Origin of the sequence: Ruminococcus flavefaciens, from assembly GCF_900116855.1 — a bacterium.
Taxonomy (GTDB): Bacteria; Bacillota; Clostridia; order Oscillospirales; family Ruminococcaceae; genus Ruminococcus; species Ruminococcus flavefaciens_R.
Genome location: NZ_UETD01000006.1, coordinates 24,250 through 43,156, shown reverse-complemented (window position 1 = coordinate 43,156; position 18,907 = coordinate 24,250). Strand labels below are relative to the sequence as shown.

Here is an 18,907-nt window from a genome sequence, read left to right as displayed (position 1 = left end):
ATGATAGAGATTTATAATGAGCAACTGACAGAGCAGCCCGTCAGGGAATATGTTGAACTCGGTCGAGAGACAGTAATATGTGATATATCAGGAAAAGCGTTTGCAGCATTCGATATCGGACATGATATGATCTGCTGCAACAGCATTGATGAGCTTAACGCGTATATATCCGTTTCCATGACAGGCGGTAAAGATATAGATATAGTCATCTTTGATGATACCGCAGCCGATGCAGGCAGTGTGAGTGACATAAGAGAATACTATCTGAAGCTTCTTGCTCTTGTAAAAAAGGTTGTGTTTGAAAAAAAATCAGGATCACGTTTGATAGTATTCTATAAAACGGGAGATGACATCCTGCCGTATAATGAGGCACTTGCTCCGATAGGCAGGTCGGCTGCAATAATCGGTGGAGAGCTGAAGGTAAAGACAGTGGGAATTGACAAGGATACAGACCTTACCCATGATATCTTCGTGTCCGAGCTTAATGAGAAAGGCTTTACTGACAGTACAGTAGTTTACAGCGGCGGCAAGCGATTCATAAAGAGCATGGTGCCATGCTGCAGCGCAGGTGCGGGACACGGAAGCTTCCTGACGCTTGACAGTGATTCAGCCGTTGTTATCACAGGAGCATCCGGCAGGATCGCGGGCATATTAGCGAGAGCCGTCGCCGAAAGGTGCAGAGCAGGTATAATACTTATCAGCCGAAGCAGAAACAGACAGATAGATGAACTTATAGAAAGATACAGCGGAAGGATAAGCTTTATCAAATGTGATATAAACAACAGCAGCAGATTTGAAGCGGTACTGTCAGAAGCTGTTGCAGGATACAGCAGATGTGCGGCTATAATTAATACCGCAGGCAACAACGACGGAAAGTACTTCATCAGCAAGAACAAAGAGGACATGGAATGTGTTTTTGCCCCCAAGCTCAGCGGAGCCTTCGGTCTGTTTGATTATGCCTGTAAGCACCCGGTCGACCGACTGATACTGTTCTCCTCCTCTTCGGCGTTTTTCGGAGATCTGGGACAGGTTGACTATTCACTGATAAACCGATTTACCGATGTATTCGCCGATTATGCGGATAAGTACTTCAGACGCAGCGGCATTCCTGCAAGGGTGATCTCAGCGGCATGGCCGCTGTGGAGAAACGGCGGTATGCACATGGAGAAGGGCAGTGAGGCTGCCTACCTTGCAATGAATAAGTCGGATTACCTCGAAGATGAAGAGGGAGCGGCATTATTGTTTGACCTTATGACAGATGATGAACACACAGATCTGTTGATAATAAAAAAGAAGGATAGTTCAGAGGTGAAAAAAATGTCTGAAAAGAATTATTACAGTGGAGCCGATGATATTTCGTCAGAGCTCAGGAATATAATCTATAAAGTAATAGATCTTGAGCCTGAAAGGATAAGCGAGACCAGAAATTTCAGCGAAATGGGATTTGATTCTATATCCTTCAGAGAATTTGCGGCGCAGATAAATAAGAGTTTCGGGCTTGAAATACTGCCCATAGACTTTTTTTCGTGTACGAACCTGAAGCTGCTTGCCGAAAAGGTGGCAAAGGAATATGCAGCTGTAAAGGAGAACAGCGAAATAAATGCTGCTTCCGATATGGATCCATTTGCCTTTCTTGACGACAGAACTGATACATTTTTGCTTGATAAAGAAGTATCGGCTGTATGCAGTGACAGAGCGGTGAAATGCAACGATGTAGCTGTTATCGGTGCAGAGTGCATAATGCCTGATGCAGACGATATATTGGAGTTCTGGGATAATCTTACAAAGGGAAGATGCAGTGTAAAGAGCGTCCCCGCTGAAAGGCTTACAGATGGTTGTTTCAAAGAAGGGACGGATATAAAAGCTTGCTTCATTGACAGGATCAAGGGCTTTGATGGTGAATTCTTCGGTATCACTCCACGCAACTGTGATAATATGGATCCACAGCAGAGACTTTATATTGAGGTCGTATGGAAGGCTTTTGAGAGAGCAGGTTACAGATTAAGTGACCTTGAGGGTGAAAAAGTCGGCGTATTCACAGGAGTTCAGCACTGTGACTATAAGAATATCCTCATGCAGAAGGGGATACTTGACGGTTCTTCGGTAATCGGAACTGATCCTACAATGCTCAGCAATTATCTTTCGTACATATTTGATCTTCACGGGCCGAGCGAATCCGTGAATACAGCCTGCTCGTCCAGCCTCACAGCAGTACACAGAGCAGCTGACTCGGTAAGGAACGGTGAATGTGAGATGGCAGTTGCAGGCGGAGTAAGTCTTCTGCTGAACGCCAATTCATTCACTATGGCAGACAGTATGGGCATAATTTCGCCTAAGAATATATGCTCTGCCCTTGACGAGAGCGCTGACGGATATGTAAAGGGTGAAGGTATAGGAGCGATCATTCTCAAGCCGCTGGATAAGGCTGTCAGGGATGGCGACAATGTACTTGCCGTCATAAAGGCAAGCGGTGTCAATCACGGAGGAAGGGCGCAGTCAATTACCTCTCCCAATGAGGAGGCACAGCTAAGTCTTGTTACCGACACTTTTGAGAAAGCAGGAATATCTCCTGATACTGTATCGTATATGGAACTCCACGGTACAGGCACAAAGCTTGGCGACCCAATCGAGGTAAGAGCGCTGAAAAGAGCATATGAGCATTTCGGCGTTGAAAGCCGCGGTACTGTAGCAATAGGCTCACTGAAAAACAATATCGGACATCTGGAACCTGCATCGGGAATAGCCAGCATGATAAAGGTCATAATGTGTCTGAGAGAAAAGACTCTTGTACCCCATATCAATTACAGTAACGAAAACCCTTATCTGAAGCTTTCCGAGACGCCATTCTATGTTAATACAGAGCTGCGTCAGTGGAGCACTGAAAAAATCAGGCGAGCCACAGTAAGTTCATTCGGCTTCGGTGGAGCAAATGCGTTCGTGATCCTTGAAGAAGCTCCGGAAAAGCGCAGTTTGACCGGTGATAAAGGAACGGATAGATACGTCTTTGTTCTTTCGGCGAAGACAGAGCAGCGTCTGATGAAGAAAGCAGAGCAATTCAGGACATTTCTTGCGGATAAACGAGCCTCAGAGCTTGACAGACCTTTTTTAGCAGATATGTGCAGCACTCTTCAGCTTAAGCGTGAGGAATATGAGCACAGGCTCGCAATAGTATTCAGCAGAGCCGAAGAATTGCTTTCCTGCCTGTCCGATACTGTGACGGGAGCCGGATGCATCAATGCTTCGGCAGAAATACCCGACAGTGATATAACAGTGAGAACAGCTTGCACATGGTGTGAAGGGGGGCACGCGGACTGGAGCAGTCTTAATGGCGGACGCAGATTCTTTACAGCTGACCTTCCGCCCGAACCCTTCATGCACCGCGATTACTGGTTCGATTCCTTCTGTCAGAAAAAGCCTGATACCAAGCACACGGCAGAGAAGAAGTCATATAAATATATACCTTCTGTGAATACGGATGTTTCCGAGACGGTATTCCTTGAATACATCACAGATGAGATATGTGTGCTTCATCTGAATTATACAGAGCAGAAGAATATGTTCACCAAGTCATTTCTGAGTTGTATCTCCGAAAAGCTATCTCAGGTAAAGCAGGATAAGAGACTGAAGGCTCTTATAGTAACGGGATATGGTAATATATTCTCCATGGGCGGAAGCAAAGAGGAACTGATGAGTCTTGCAAACGGTGATAATGAGTTTTCCGATGCAGACGGCGCCGTAATATACAGTGGCTTTGCCGAACTGGATATTCCTGTTATATCGGCGATACAAGGATATGCCTTCGGAGGCGGTCTGATATTCGGACTGTACGGCGATATAGTCATACTTTCAAATCAGGGTTCCTACAGTGCAAACTTCATGAAGTACGGCTTTACTCCCGGACTGGGTTCCACTTTCCTGCTAAGGCACAAGCTTGGCGACCTGCTTGCAAATGAGATGATGTACACAGCTCATATATACACAGGAAAAGAACTGAGCACAAGATGTACGGGTGTAATATTCGAGGATCAGGAAGATGTTATGACCAGAGCGGTCAGCATAGCCCGTGAGATCGCCGGCAAGACATCAAGATCGCTTGCTGTGCTTAAACACGGTCTCGGTCAGAAGTATCGTGATGATCTTAAAGCTGCCATTGAGCTTGAACTCGAAATGCACAGAGAGACCATAACCACCGCTGAATCAAGACAGAGAATAGACAGGCTTATCAGCGACAGTGTGTCAAAATCTTCAGCAGTCCGTTCTGACAGTGCAGCTGTGCTTGAACTTAATAAGCAAGTAGTTTCCCCTGCATTGAAGAGGGAAAGCATTGAGCTGCAGCCTCTCGACAATACATCGGCAGAGAAAAAACAGGACAGTGGTATGCTGGAATATGTAGTTTCGGTTATTTCCGGTATTCTGCATATACCCGAGAGCGAAATAGACAGCGATATCACATTGCATGATCTGGGCATAGATTCCATAAATATGGTGGAGCTGTCAAGGATTATCAACAATGATCATATGCTGGATATAGATGCATCGGAACTATATGATTATTCGACACCGGAAAGAATAGCAAGGCTCATATCAGAAAGAACAGGGAACGATAGGATAGTGCCGGAGCGTAAGGAAATACCTGTACAGAACGTTTCAACGGAAGGACCGGAAGCTGAAAAAGAAGATATGCAGGATATATACGAGGGGCTTACTTCTATCATAAGCGAGATACTTCATCTTCCTTCATCTGATATAGACATAAATGACAGCTTCAGCGATCTTGGCATGGATTCTATCAATATGATAGAACTGTCGAGAAGAATGAAGGATACCTATGACGTATCTGTTGATGCATCTGAGCTCTATGACTATAATTCCGTCAAAAAGGCGTCACAGCTCATAGGAGGAGATCATATCATACAGGAAAGCTCATCGGGAGATAGTGAAAAGAGCGTACTTGAAATGCTAAAAGGCATTGACGACGAAACAGATCTTGATGATCTTGACAAGTATCTTACAGATCTTCTGTGATCATCATGGTATAAATATAAGAAAAACCGCAGATCAGGGATATTCTGCGGTTTTTTATTATATAATCTTCATTCGCGGATAGAATCAGACATTTATATACGGGGAGGACGGGAACACAAATGAAAAAACAGGCTCCTGAATACAAGAACCTGTCCTGCTGTGTAAGCTGTAGAAAACTGATGAGACTGCCGTAAGCGATGTGCAGCTATCTTTTCTGATAATAGTGAGCGAGCCTGCGAGCGTCAACGTGGTCGGGCGCACAGGCACTGTGCTGGTGCCGGTGGCGGGGGTCGAACCCGCACGGTGTTGCCACCACGAGATTTTGAGTCTCGCACGTCTGCCAATTCCATCACACCGGCGCATTATTGTAATTATAACACATAATAATACAAAATGTCAATACCAAAATTTCAGGCTGCCGTAAAAAGGCAGCCTGTTAGTTATATATCGTAGATGTAATTTGCGTCCAGTCTGGTCTCGAATTCCTCAACGGGCAGGGGCTTGTCGAAGTAATATCCCTGTGCAAGCTTACAGGAGTTTGAGGTGAGGAGATCGACGTGCTCCTTGGTCTCAACGCCCTCGGCGATGCATTCCAGCCCCATTTCCTGAGCCATGGCGACGATGTATTTGAACATGATGCCTTTCTGCTCGTCATTGTTATTGTTCTTGTCGGGCAGCAGGCTCTTGTCCAGCTTCAGCACGTTCCACGGAAGCTCCTTTATAAGGTTAAGTGAGGAGTAACCTATGCCGAAGTCGTCCACAGAGGTCGATATACCAGTCTGCTGGAGACCGCTTATAGTACGTTTCAGGTCTTTGAACTCCACATCGGTAGTGGTCTCTGTGAGCTCTATCTCGATGAGCTCATGGGGGACCTTATGTTTGTCGATTATCTTGACTATACGGTCCAGCAGGTCCATATCCGAGAGATGACGTCTTGACAGGTTAACAGATATCCTCACGACATTTCTGCCGGTGTCAAGCCATCTTCTGATATCCCTGCACACTTTGTCGAGGACATAGAAGTCAAGCTTGCAGATATCGCGTCCCTGTTCGAGGACGGGAATGAAATCCGCAGGAGAGATAAGTCTGCCGTTGTGGTACCAGCGTGAGAGCGCCTCTGCACCTGCGATATTCCGACCGTCAAGGGAAACCTTTGGCTGATAGTAGACGAGGAACTCCTCGTCTGCAAGAGCCTTTGGGAAGCTGGCTGTGATATCGTTATGGCGTTTGCTACTTGTGAGGAGAGCGTCGTCAAAGAAGACCACATCCTGAGTGAGTTTTGCGATATGGAAAGCCATGCTAACTCTGTCCATGATATCCGTGGGAAGGACAAAGCTGTCCATATCGGGAATGACGTAAACTCCGACGGTAGCGGAGATAAATATACGCTCTGATTTGTTGTCGTCGATGGTGATTCCTACACCGCTGAGGAGCTTCAGTACAGACTCAAGCTTTTCGTCTGCAAGGATTATTATGAAATTGTCTCCGCCGATACGGCATACGAACTCGTTTTCGTGGTCAAGGAGCTCATCTATCATACCGATGAACTTTTTCATGACACGGGTGCCGTTTTCGCGGCCTATCTGCTGATTGACAATGGAAAAGCGCTTCAGATTGAAGTATACTGCGGTAAATTCGTCTATTCTTTCCGCCTTGCAGAGCACTCTCACAGTTTTCATGAACTGTCTGAGGTTGTACATATCCAGCTCACTGTCGAAAAAGGTGAGCCTGTGAGTCAACTTCAGAAGCCTTCCTCTGGCGTTGAAGGTGCTGAGCAGAGAGATAAAGACCTCGATCCTGCCGCGGTCCAGCTCAGTCCACTCGTCAGTGCCGTCGCGGTGGATGATCTTGTATACTGCTATATTGTCATCGGGCGTGATAAGACGCCTTGTGATGTAATCACCGTCAGAACTGCCCCCACAGTCGTAAAAGCAGTAGCTTCTGAACAGCCCCATATGTTCCGAAGCCTCATTGTCATAGGCAATGAAATCGATCTTGCCTATCTTGAGAACATAGCACAGATCCTCCATTGCTTCTGTGGAAGCGGGCGCAAGTGTATCGGGAATGACATACATCCCGCTGATAAACTTTTCAATAGCTGTCAGATACTCGTTTGTATTCATGCATATCCCCTCCGAACAGGCAAAAGCCTGCGTCAGATTATATTTTATACATGATAATTATACCACAAGAAATGACCATAATGATAAACATTCTATGAACACAGTGTGAATAATACAATGCTTGTTTTGGAATGTTATTTTTTGTTGTACAAATTCAACAAACGGAAGGGGCGGCGCTTCGTTTTTGAGTTAGATATTAAAAAAACGTGAAGAAGCAAAGATCACACGAAAATCCGAGTTTTATCGGATAAAAGTTTTAGAGTGGAAAAGCGTTGACAATTGACCTCCTCTATGGTATAATTTTTCTAAGATGACCGCAGTGTTTTACGGCGGTCGGTTTAGTATCGGAGGTCGGTCAAATGAAGAAGATAAGCGTAAAAACGAGCCATCCCTATGAGGTGCTGATACAGCGCGGAGGACTTGCTCACTGCGGAGAATATATATCAGAGGTCACAAAGTCGAGAAAGGCAGCCATCATCACCGATGATATCGTGGAAAAGCTCCATCTTCAGACTGCACTTGACTCAATGAAGGCTGCAGGGTTTGAGTGCAGCGTTTTTGTTTTTCCCAACGGCGAGCAGTCCAAATGCCTTGAAAATCTGGGGAAGATCTACGACTTCCTCTGTGAGAGCAATATCACCAGAAGCGACATCATCATAGCTCTCGGCGGCGGAGTTGTTGGCGATATCACAGGCTTTGCCGCTGCTTCCTATCTCAGGGGAGTGGAGTTCGTGCAGATACCCACTACTCTCCTTGCACAGGTGGACTCCTCTGTGGGCGGCAAGACCGCTATCGACATTGCAGGGGGCAAGAACCTTGTGGGAGCTTTCAAGCAGCCTGCACTGGTCATCTGTGACAGCGACATACTGAAAACATTGAAGTCCGAGACCCTTGCAGAGGGCATGGGCGAGTGCATAAAATACGGCATGATAAGGGACGAAAAGTTATTTGAGCTCATGGAGTCCAAGGACCTTGATACTGTTGACGACATAATGGACGAAATGGTCTATGCCTGCATAGATATAAAGCGTATCGTAGTCGAGCACGACGAGTTTGACAGGGGAGAGCGCATGGTGCTCAATTTCGGACATACTCTCGGACACGCCTTGGAGGGCTGGTACAACTACAAGGGCATTGCCCACGGTGAGGCAGTTGCCGCAGGAATGTGCATGATAACCGACCGCCTTGCGCCTCAGCTTTCTGACAGGCTCAGAAAGGTCTGCGAGGCATACAGGCTTCCCACAGGAAGTGATATCCCAATGAGCGAGCTGCTGCCATTCTGCTCAAAGGACAAGAAGAATGAGGCGAAGGACATAAACTACATCATCTGCAATGAGATAGGCAAGGGCGAGATAGTTAAGGTGCCATTCACCGAATTCTGCCGCCTTATGGAGGGCTGACCATGGATGTAAGTATCAGACCCTCGGTGCTCCGCGGAAAGCTCAGTGTCCCTGCATCAAAGAGCTGCGCTCACCGTTCGATTATATGCGCTGCTCTGGCAGACGGAGTTTCACACCTCAGCGGAGTTACCATGTCCAAGGACATTGAGGCTACTATCGGAGCTATGACCGCCCTCGGTGCCAAATTTACCGTAGACGGCGGCGATATCACTGTTATCGGCTCCGGCAGCCGTAAGGCGGAGAAGTGCGTTATCGACTGCAACGAGAGCGGCTCCACACTTCGCTTCATAATCCCCATAGCAGCTGCACTGGGCAGCGATACGGAGTTCCGCGGCAGAGGAAGACTGCCGCAGCGCCCCATCGACATTTTTATCAGGGAGCTGGGGAAAAACGGTGTTGCCTTTGACTATCAAAACACCATGCCCTTCAATGTGTCGGGCGGACTTAAAAGCGGCATTTTCGAGATAGAGGGGGACGTTTCCTCACAGTTCATCACGGGACTTCTCTTTGCGCTTCCTCTGCTTGAGGGTGACTCCGAGATAGTTCTCACTTCACATCTGGAATCCCGTCCCTATGTGGATATAACCATTGATACCCTGCGAAGATTCGGCGTTTCCGCGGAGGAGACCGACCGCGGCTTCCGTATAAAGGGCGGTCAGAGCTATGCTCCCCACGATGAGAGGATAGAGGGAGACTACTCACAGGCAGCTTTCTTCTGTGTGGCAAATGCCCTCGGTTCACAGGTAGAGCTTGGCAACCTCAACGAAAACAGCGTTCAGGGCGACAAGAAAATCCTTGAAATTATACGCGATATGTGTTATAATGGCAGTATCGGACACTACAGAGCCGACTGCTCGGACATTCCCGACCTTGTACCCATACTTGCGGTGCTGGGCGCCTTCGGCAGCGGCGATTCGGTAATATACAACGCTAAACGACTCAGGATCAAGGAAAGCGACCGCCTTCAGACCACTGCCGCCATGCTCAATGCCCTCGGCGGTAATGTGGAGATAACCGATGACGGTCTTATAATCCACCCCACAGGTGCTATGCACGGCGGTACAGTTGACAGCTTCGGGGACCACAGGATAGTAATGGCAGCTGCCATTGCTGCTACCCGTATCGACGGCGAGGTGGTCATCACGGGAGCTGAGGCTGCGGAAAAGTCTTACCCTGCTTTCTTTGACGACTACAATATGCTCGGAGGTAAAGCAAATGTCATCATTCTGGAATAATAGGATATCTGTCTCCATGTTCGGTGAGGCTCACGGTCCTGCCATAGGCGTTACCGTGGACAATCTTCCCTCGGGAGAATATATTGATGCCGAGGAGCTTGCACGCTTCATGGCAAGAAGATATTCCTGCGGCAGCGCTCCTGCCGTTAATTCCATGCCCCATATAATGTCGGGTATCTTCAACGACCGCACTACGGGAACTCCTCTCTGTGCCTTTTTGCAGAATACCGACACCTCCGCACCTCAGCACGAAATGCCCGATAATCTGGTGAGACCCGGTCATGCCGACTATACGGGAACTCTCCGCTATAAGGGCTTCAATGATGTGCGCGGCGGGGGACATTTCTCCGACAGACTTACGGCTCCTCTCTGCTTTGCGGGAGCTGTCTGCGCCCAGATACTGGAAAGACGCGGTATCTACACAGGCGCACACATTCTTCAGATACACAACATCAAGGATAATCCCTTTGATCCCGTCAATATCACAAGGGACGGCATACTCAGCGTAAGGAACAAGGATTTCCCCGTTATCAACGACCGCAAGGGCTGGGAGATGACAGAGGATATCAATAAGGCTTTCGAGGGAGGAGAGTCCCTCGGCGGTGTCATCGAGTGCGCTGCTGTCAATGTTCCCGCAGGTATCGGCTCTCCCATATTCGACGGACTTGAGAACAACATCGCTCAGCTCGTTTTCGGCATCCCCAATGTCAGGGGACTGGAGTTTGGAGCAGGCTTCCTTTCGGCAAAAATGGTTGGAAGTCAGAACAACGACGAATTCTACGTCAACGACCACGGTCACGTTGTCACAAGGACCAATAACCACGGCGGCATAATCGGAGGTATCTCCTCGGGTATGCCCATAACTCTCAGAGTTGCCTTCCGTCCCTCGGAATATGTGGGCGGTCAGCAGAATGCGGTCAACTACCGCGATATGACAGACGAGACTGCCGAGAGCATAAAGCATATACCCTGCAATGTCCCTGCGGCAGTTCCCTGTGTGGAGGCTGCGGTGAATATTGCCCTTCTCTCACATATGATGGACTATCCCAATTTCTGTTAAGGTGATAATATGCAGGACGAAAATATCATGAAAATGGCAGAACGTGCCGATACTGAGATAAGGGACATCCCCACGCTCAATATCCTCCTCTGCTATCTCCTTTACAAAATAGACAGACCCGTCAGCCCCGACCAGCTCTATGATATTGCTATCGGAACGGGTATCATAAACTATTTCTACTATCAGGACTCTATCGGCTATCTCCTGAAAAACGGCCATATCACAGCCGAAAAGGACGACAAGGACGAGGACTGCTATGTGCTTCAGCCCAAGGGCAGAGAGTGTGCAAAGCAGCTGAAAAACTACGCTCCCAAGTCCTACAGGGACAAGCTGGTGCTGGCTGCGCTCCGCTATTTTGCGCGGATACAGTACGAAAAGGAACTGAAAATAGAGTACGAGCCCGTGGGAAACGGCTACTACACCCATGTAAGGTGCATCGACTCAAGCTTTGACCTTATGGACCTGAAGCTCTATGCTCCCGACCTGACGCAGGCAAAGCTCATAGGCGAGAAGATACTTCTCAATCCCGCAGGCTTTTACGGCAAGGTCATTGAAGTTGCCCTCTCCAATGAGGAGCCTCCCTACGACCTCAGCGACAACTGAAAATATAAGGAGCTGTCTTATGCCAGCTCTTTTGTTTTATGCCCGTTACATTATGGGCGGCATCATCTCCGTTCTGAAAAAGTGCTTTCACTATAGGTTCGGAAAGGCGGTATTTTCAACGGAAAACCGTTGTATAACTCAAAATTTATTTTCAACTTTGTAGGAATGACTGAATCAGCATACGAATAATTGTCAGGTTTGAACAATAATGCTGACAACATCAAGGGAGTAAGATATGAAATACGGACTTGTTCTCGAGGGCGGCGCTATGCGCGGACTTTTCTCCGCAGGAGTCATTGATGTCCTCATGGAAAATAATATAATCCTCGACGGCACTGTGGGAGTCTCCGCAGGTGCTGCCTTTGGCTGCAACTACAAATCGGGACAGATACGCAGAGCTATCCGCTACAATACGCGGTTCTGCAAGGACAAGCGCTATTGCAGCAAGCGCTCACTCTTTAAAACAGGAGACCTTTTCGGCGCGGAGTTCTGCTATCATACAGTCCCCGATGAGCTGGATATCTTTGATAATGCTGCCTTTGCGGCTTCTCCTATGGAGTTCTGGGTGGTGGCTACGGATATCACCACAGGCAAGGCGGTGTACCATAAATGCGGTCCCATCGACTATGACGAGCTGGAGTGGATAAGGGCTTCCGCTTCTATGCCTGTTGTGGCGCGTATAGTGGAGGTGGGCGGCTATAAGCTGCTTGACGGCGGTATTTCCGACTCAATACCGCTGAGGTTCATGGAGAGCAGGGGCTACGACAGGAACGTGGTGGTGCTCACACAGCCCCGTGACTATGTCAAAAAGCCTGCGAGCGGTATATCTCTCATGAAGATGAAGTACAGAAAGTGCCCCGAACTCATAAAGGCTGCCGAAAACAGACACAAGATGTACAACAGTGAGCTGAAGTATATCCGCGGTGCCGAGGAGAAGGGAAGCGCTTTTGTTATCGCCCCCGAGGAGTCTCTCCCTGTGGGGCACGTTGAGCACGACCCCGATGTTATGCGCGAGGTCTACCGCATCGGCAGACGTATCGCAAAGGAGCGCCTTGAAGCTCTGCAAGCTTTTCTGGATAAAGAGTGAGGTAAATCAGAATTTAACACCGCAGGTGTTAAATTCCGAAGCCCTTAGCCTTTAGCTTTTAGCCATTAGGAAGTGGCTTCGCCGCTTTATTATCGGGCGGCGGAACGCCGCCCCTACATCAGGCTAACGGCTAATGGCTATGGGCTAACGGCTTAAATCATAATTTAGCTTTGCTAAATTATGATTTAACACAGCAATGAAAAAGTCCCCGAAGCATTTAAGCTTCGGGGACGCTTTTATATATCCGCGTGTTTCTTTATGCGCTCTGTGATCACCAGCGCAAGTATCAGCTTCACAACATCTCCCGGGATATATGGAAGTACGCAAAGCTCCATGGCGTGGATGAATGTCATGTCACTGCCTGACTTTGTATAGCCGAATACGAACCAGATAGTGCCGAAGGTGTAGCACAGGATAAGTCCGACCACCATAAGAGACACCCTTACGGGAAGGCTCTTGCCGAGGAGCTTCGTGCCGCCCCAGTATACCAGCGCCATCAGGACAAATCCCAGTATATAGCCACCTGTGGGACCCGTTATGACTCCTGCGCCGCTCTGCATCTTAGAGAATATCGGAAGTCCGATACAGCCCAGCAGTATGTACACCAGTACGGAGAAAAGTCCGTTTCTGCCGCCGATAATGTTCAGCGCACAGAATACCGCGAATGTCTGGAGGGTAAGTGATATCTCTCCTATGGGTATGGAGATTATGGAGCATACTGCGATAAGTGCCGTGAACATGGCAGTGAGTACAAGCTCCTTTGTGGTGAATGGTCTATGTGGTTCCTTTGCGGAAACAGTGCTGTTCATAGTTCATAGCTCCTTTCTGGATATGTACTATTATAGCACGGGAGAATTGCTTTGTCAACCACTGTATTGCAACAGGTTGACGCTATGCTTCGCTTTTTTCGGTGCGAGTATTTTTCTCTCGGTATAATGCTTTACTGTGATTTATGAGTTATAAGCGGTGAGCCATCGCAGCTCTTTTCGCGGAAAAGGTTTTCAAAGCAGAAGCATTTTCTCCGCACCTCTTGCCTTTTTTAAAATAGTATGTTATAATTAAAAAAGTATATTTTGTGAGGTGTTTATCGACATAATGAAAACCAGTGAATTCCGCGAGGTATCCGACCCGGAACGCTTCAAGGCTGACCCCGATGAGGGACTTTCCGCTTCTCAGGTCAGACAGCGTATCGCTGAGGGACTCGACAACAAGCCTGTTGAGTCGCCCTCAAAAACGGTGAAGGAAATACTCGCTGACAATATCTTTACCTACTTCAACCTTATATTTGTTATCCTCTCTGTACTCCTCATTGTGGTAGGCTCATACAGAGACCTGACATTCATGCCTGTTATCATTGCCAATGCTCTCATCGGTATCATTCAGGAGCTTCGCTCAAAATCCGTTCTGGACAAGATAACGGTGCTCAATGCTCCCGTAAGTACAGCGGTCCGCGACGGACAGGTCATAAGCGTTCCCTCAAAGGAACTTGTGCTGGACGATATCGTCATATTCAAGGCAGGAAACCAGATATGCGCAGATGCCATCGTGGTGGACGGAAACGTCTCCGTAAACGAGTCGCTGCTGACAGGTGAGTCCGACGAGATATCGAAGAAGCCCGGGGATACTCTCATGTCGGGAAGCTATATAGTTTCGGGAAGCTGCCGCGCAAGGCTTGAAAAGGTGGGCAGACATTCCTATATCTCAAGACTGACACTTCAGGCTAAGAAGTCCAAGAAGGGCGAGCAGTCCGAGATGATACGCTCGCTCAACAAGATAGTCAAGTTTGCAGGCGTAGCTATCATTCCTATCGGCATAATCCTTTTCTATCAGGCTTACTATGTGAATCACTACCACGTCAAGGAAAGCGTTCAGTCGATGGTCGCCGCTGTCATAGGCATGATACCCGAGGGACTGTTCCTCCTTGCCAGTGTTTCTCTTGTTATCAGCGCAATGAAGCTTGCCATAAACAAGGTACTCGTTCACGACATGAAATGTATCGAGACCCTTGCCCGTGTAGATGTGCTCTGTGTGGACAAGACAGGTACTATCACACAGAATGAGATGACTGTTGCGGATGTTGTATCAGCTTCCGATGAGTATGCGGACGATATGATACAGGGACTGCTCAGCGACTTTGCCGCCGCACAGGAGTCCGATAACCAGACCATGACTGCCATGAAGGGACATTTTCACCGTCCCGCAGGAAGAACTGCCATATCCACTACGGGCTTTTCCTCCGAGTTCAAGTACAGCAGCGTTACATTCGAGCGCGATGCCTTTGTTCTCGGCGCTCCCGAGTTTGTCCTCAAGGACGATATCAGGGAGTTCAAGAGCGTTATCGACAGTTACAGCCGCAAGGGCTACCGTGTCCTTGTTTTCGGCAGATACAGAGGCATACCCGACGGAAAGGCGCTTACTGCTCCCGTTGAGCCTGTGTGCTTCGTGATGATGTCCAATCCCATCCGTGAGAATGCTCCCGAGACTTTCAAATACTTCGCCGAACAGGGCGTGGAGATAAAGGTCATCTCGGGCGATAACCCCGTGACCGTTTCTGAGGTCGCCAAGCAGGCAGGCATCAGGAATGCAGGGGCGTATGTTGACGCTACAACCCTCACCACCGATGACGCCATAAAGGACGCCGTAAGGAAGTATACCGTATTCGGACGAGTTACTCCAGAGCAGAAGCGAAAGTTCGTAAGGGCTCTCAAAAAGGCAGGCAAGACCGTTGCCATGACGGGCGACGGCGTAAACGATGTTCTCGCTCTCAAGGACGCGGACTGCTCCGTGGCTATGGCTTCGGGAAGCGATGTTGCCGCTCAGGCTGCACAGCTGGTGCTCCTTGAGTCGGACTTTTCCAAGATGCCCGACGTTGTTGCCGAGGGACGCAAGGTGGTAAACAACCTTGAGCGCTCGGGAAGCCTTTTCATCGTTAAGAATATCTTCTCGCTGATAATCGCTATACTGTCCATCTGCTTCGGTATGAAGTATCCTCTCATGCCATCGCAGATATCACTCATAAGCGTTTTCACTATCGGACTTCCTGCGTTTTTCCTGTCATTCATGCCCAACCGTGACCTTATCCGCGGAAGATTTATCACCAATATCCTGCTGAAGGCTCTCCCTGCGGCGCTGACTGATGTTCTGGTGGTAGGTGCAATGATATACTTCGGCAACATTTTCAGCGTTGCCCCAACGGATATAGCTACGGCTTCCACCATTCTCATGAGTATCGTCGGTATGATGATAGTTTACCAGATATCCAAGCCCCTTGATGTGTACAAGCTGGGTATATGGATATTCTGCGGTGTGGGACTTGCCTGCTGTATGATATTCGTCAGCAACCTGTTCGCCATCACCTCAATGTCCAACCGCTGTATCCTCCTCTGCGTGAACTTCTCTATCATCGCAGAGCCCTGTCTGAGATATTTGACGCTCATAACCAAAAAGGTACAGGATTTCTTTATCAGGGATAATGCATAAAAAAGAGCTCCCCCGTAAGGGCTACACTCATATAGAATGCTATAGCAAATTATCGGGGAAAAACCTTTCTGAGGAAAGGTTCTTTCCCCGAACCCCTTTTCCAAAGACTTTATAACTGAATTTAGCCCGGACAGGGCGCTGCACACAAGATGTGAAAACCAGTATAATACTGTGAGCGCCCTGTCTGGGCTAAATTAAATGCTGAAAGTTTTAGGGGAGGAGTTTGAGGAAGAACCCTTTTTCAAAAGAGTTTTCCTCAATATCACTTGTAAAACTTCTATAAGAGTACCGCCCTTAGCTACGGGGAGCTCTTTTTTATAGCTTATGCAGGGACAGGAAGGCTTACTTTCTGCCGAAAAGTCCCTTTTTCTCATAGGGCTCGGAGGTGATATCCAGCACCTTGTAGCCGTCCTTCTCAACTGCTTCCCTGAGAACTGCGCTGTCAAGCTCGCTCTCGGAGATTATCTCGGTAATTCCTTTACTGTGTGAGGAGTTTACCTTTTTAGGGGAAACTGCTGCGCGGATAGCGTCGTTGACGTGTGCTTCGCACATACCGCACATCATGCCGTCGATCTTCATTATTGTTTTTACCATATTATACACTCCTTTGGGTTAGTATATGCTGACAATATTATTCTAAACCTTTTCACACTAAATGTCAAGTGGAAGTGCCAATGTTCAGCAGCCTTATGAAATGGTCACAGAATAAATCCGAAGACAGGCAAAAATTGCTCCCTTTGTCAGAAATTACGGTTTTGCATTGACTTTTTGCCAAAAATATGGTAATATATATATTGTTCAGTTACTTTTTACTATGTAAGGAGAAAATATTATGAAGAATGTGATCAAAAGAGCGGCTGCGATCCTTCTGACGTTTGCGCTTCTCTTCACAGTACAGATATGTACTCCCATCGGAAAAGTCCACGCTGCACCATACGCGGTATGGCCTACAGAGCCTAAGTACAAGAACATTACAACATACTTCAATCCACAGAGAAATATCAACGATGTTTCAGGCTATCACAATGCCATTGATATTGAGGCGGCAGGCGGAAGCAATATCTACGCCGCTTACAGCGGAGAGGTCATCTCCGCAGACTGGAAGGGCGCTTACGGTAATATGGTCATCATTTACCATGCGGATCTGGGCGTCTATACCTTCTATGCACACGCTTCTCAGCTGAATACCAGCGCAGGAGCTAAGGTCAATCAGGGTGACTTGATCGCCAAGGTGGGAAGCACAGGTGAGTCCTCGGGAAATCACCTCCACTTCGGTATCTGCAATACCCTGTTGGGGGCTTATCCAGCCCGTACATACTACGATCCGCTTTCATATTTCGTTTATTCCGACAACGACGGTACCACCGTTACCACGCCCCCTGCTTCAACTGAGCCTGAGTGCTCATGTTCAGAGGACTGTGCAGGTCTTTACACTACCAAGAGTGTTGTTACCTACCTCAATATAAGATCGGATCACAGCACTAATTCTTCCATTGTGGGCTCAATACCAGCAAATGCGGAGTTTACCGTTACCAAGGGTGACGGTAAGTGGGCGCACGTTGAGTACAACGGTGTCAAGGGCTACGCATCCATGGATTATATGCAGCTCAAAAAGGCAAACGAGCCCGTTGAGTCCGATATGAAGATCGAGAATGTTGCTGCTCCCGAGGGGGCAATACCCAAGGGCAAGGCTTTCTCCCTCAAGGGCGTTATCACCTCAAATCTGCCCATAACAAAGGTATACGGCGGCGTTTACTTCCGTGAGGGCGAGGCTACAAGTCAGGTGGCTGAGGCTGCTCCCAACGCTGTAAAGTATGACCTTGCGACATATTTCGACAAGAATATAGTCTTCAACGCTCTCTATGACGGAGAGTACACATATAAGATCGTTGCCGAGGATAACAGCGGCAAATCCTACGAGCTGGTGAAAACTGAGTTCACTATCGGCGAGGTAAAGCCTGCCGAGCCCGTTACAACGGAGCCGCCTGAGGATGATCCCCCTGAGGACAAGCCCAAGGGAGACCTTAACGGCGACGGTACGCTCAATGTTTCGGATGCGGTAGTGCTCCAGAGCTATCTGCTCAAGAGCTCAGGAGAATTCTCGGAGGAGCAGTACAAGGCTTCCGACATGAATGATGACGGCTCGGTCGATGTATTTGACCTCATCGAGCTGAAGCAGGCTGTCGTAAAGGCAACTTCATAACGCATAAAAGGGCAGTATCACTGCGGTGGTACTGCCTTTTAATTTTTTATAAGGAGAACAATATGAACGCAGCAAAGATCACAGACGAGATAATGAAAAGACGGAGCACCGACAAGACATTTATGGTGGGACTTGACGGACTCGGCGGCGCAGGCAAGAGCACTGTTGCAGAGGAGGTCAGGAAGCTTCTGGCGGAAAAAGGCGTGAACGCCGAGATATTCCACATCGATGACTTCATCCACCCCAAGGCTGTCAGGTACAATGACGACTACCCTCAGTGGGAGCAGTATTACTATCTCCAGTGGAGGTACGACCACTTCCTTGAGGCTGTGGCAGGTCCCGTAAGACAGGGGAGAGAGCTTCCGCCCGTGGAGCTTTACGATAAGGACAATGACACTTATATAGTGAAAAGCATACAGATACCCGTGGGAAGCGTGGTTCTTACAGAGGGCATTTTCCTCCAGCGTGAGGAGCTTGAGGGTGCCTTTGACTACATGATATATTTCGATGTTCCCGAGGAGGAAAGACTCAGGAGAGTTCTTCTCCGCGACGGCTATATCGGTGACGAAAGGGCTATCCGTGAGAAGTATGAGAACAGATACTTCCCTGCGGAGAGGTTCTACGCCGAGAAGTACAGCCCTGCCGAAAAGGCTGATACGGTACTGTAAACAAAACAAACAGCGCTCAGAAG

Annotated in this window: 12 protein-coding genes and 1 tRNA gene; 9 read left to right on the top strand and 4 right to left on the bottom strand. The window is 48.2% G+C overall.

Going from position 1 to position 18,907, the window contains the following annotated elements:
- Positions 1-5,025: an SDR family NAD(P)-dependent oxidoreductase gene (locus DSZ37_RS07340; protein WP_109726273.1), complete on the top strand. Its 5,025-nt coding sequence runs from the start codon at positions 1-3 to the stop codon at positions 5,023-5,025.
- 272 nt (positions 5,026-5,297) lie between these two features.
- Here the strand turns inward: DSZ37_RS07340 and DSZ37_RS07335 are convergent.
- Both DSZ37_RS07335 and DSZ37_RS07330 read right to left on the bottom strand, forming a co-directional pair.
- Positions 5,298-5,384, bottom strand: a tRNA-Leu gene (locus DSZ37_RS07335).
- Positions 5,385-5,465: 81 nt separating this feature from the next.
- Complete coding sequence (locus DSZ37_RS07330; protein ID WP_109726272.1) at positions 5,466-7,148, bottom strand: putative bifunctional diguanylate cyclase/phosphodiesterase; 1,683 nt, start codon at positions 7,146-7,148, stop codon at positions 5,466-5,468.
- A 359-nt stretch (positions 7,149-7,507) separates the two neighbouring features.
- Here DSZ37_RS07330 and aroB point away from each other — a divergent pair, with 359 nt between their 5' ends.
- From aroB to DSZ37_RS07305, 5 genes are all read left to right on the top strand, one after another.
- Positions 7,508-8,548 (top strand): 3-dehydroquinate synthase, encoded by a 1,041-nt coding sequence (gene aroB, locus DSZ37_RS07325; protein WP_109726271.1) that lies wholly within the window; start codon positions 7,508-7,510, stop codon positions 8,546-8,548.
- A gap of 2 nt (positions 8,549-8,550) precedes the next feature.
- Positions 8,551-9,783, top strand: coding sequence for a 3-phosphoshikimate 1-carboxyvinyltransferase (gene aroA / locus DSZ37_RS07320; RefSeq protein WP_109726270.1), 1,233 nt, complete (start codon positions 8,551-8,553; stop codon positions 9,781-9,783).
- The gene (gene aroC, locus DSZ37_RS07315) at positions 9,764-10,843 is read left to right on the top strand and encodes a chorismate synthase (RefSeq protein ID WP_109726269.1); all 1,080 of its coding nucleotides are present in this window, start codon (positions 9,764-9,766) and stop codon (positions 10,841-10,843) included. The genes aroA and aroC overlap by 20 nt, the downstream gene beginning before the upstream one ends.
- Before the next feature lie 9 nt (positions 10,844-10,852).
- Positions 10,853-11,446, top strand: coding sequence for a DUF4364 family protein (locus DSZ37_RS07310; protein ID WP_028520127.1), 594 nt, complete (start codon positions 10,853-10,855; stop codon positions 11,444-11,446).
- Between the two features lie 235 nt (positions 11,447-11,681).
- Complete coding sequence (locus tag DSZ37_RS07305) at positions 11,682-12,533, top strand: patatin-like phospholipase family protein (protein ID WP_109726268.1); 852 nt, start codon at positions 11,682-11,684, stop codon at positions 12,531-12,533.
- 236 nt (positions 12,534-12,769) lie between these two features.
- On the opposite strand, the gene DSZ37_RS07300 is transcribed toward DSZ37_RS07305, so the two are convergent.
- On the bottom strand, positions 12,770-13,342 hold the full coding sequence (locus DSZ37_RS07300) for a biotin transporter BioY (protein WP_109726267.1): 573 nt from the start codon (positions 13,340-13,342) through the stop codon (positions 12,770-12,772).
- A gap of 286 nt (positions 13,343-13,628) precedes the next feature.
- Between DSZ37_RS07300 and DSZ37_RS07295 the strand changes: the two genes are divergently transcribed.
- Positions 13,629-16,013, top strand: a complete 2,385-nt coding sequence (locus tag DSZ37_RS07295) for a cation-translocating P-type ATPase (RefSeq protein ID WP_109726266.1) — start codon at positions 13,629-13,631, stop codon at positions 16,011-16,013.
- Positions 16,014-16,355: 342 nt separating this feature from the next.
- On the opposite strand, the gene DSZ37_RS07290 is transcribed toward DSZ37_RS07295, so the two are convergent.
- Positions 16,356-16,607 (bottom strand): heavy-metal-associated domain-containing protein, encoded by a 252-nt coding sequence (locus tag DSZ37_RS07290; protein ID WP_109726265.1) that lies wholly within the window; start codon positions 16,605-16,607, stop codon positions 16,356-16,358.
- A gap of 238 nt (positions 16,608-16,845) precedes the next feature.
- Between DSZ37_RS07290 and DSZ37_RS07285 the strand changes: the two genes are divergently transcribed.
- Both DSZ37_RS07285 and DSZ37_RS07280 read left to right on the top strand, forming a co-directional pair.
- Complete coding sequence (locus DSZ37_RS07285) at positions 16,846-18,216, top strand: peptidoglycan DD-metalloendopeptidase family protein (RefSeq protein ID WP_109726264.1); 1,371 nt, start codon at positions 16,846-16,848, stop codon at positions 18,214-18,216.
- Between the two features lie 62 nt (positions 18,217-18,278).
- Complete coding sequence (locus tag DSZ37_RS07280; RefSeq protein ID WP_109726263.1) at positions 18,279-18,884, top strand: uridine kinase; 606 nt, start codon at positions 18,279-18,281, stop codon at positions 18,882-18,884.
- The last annotated feature ends 23 nt before the right edge of the window (positions 18,885-18,907 follow it).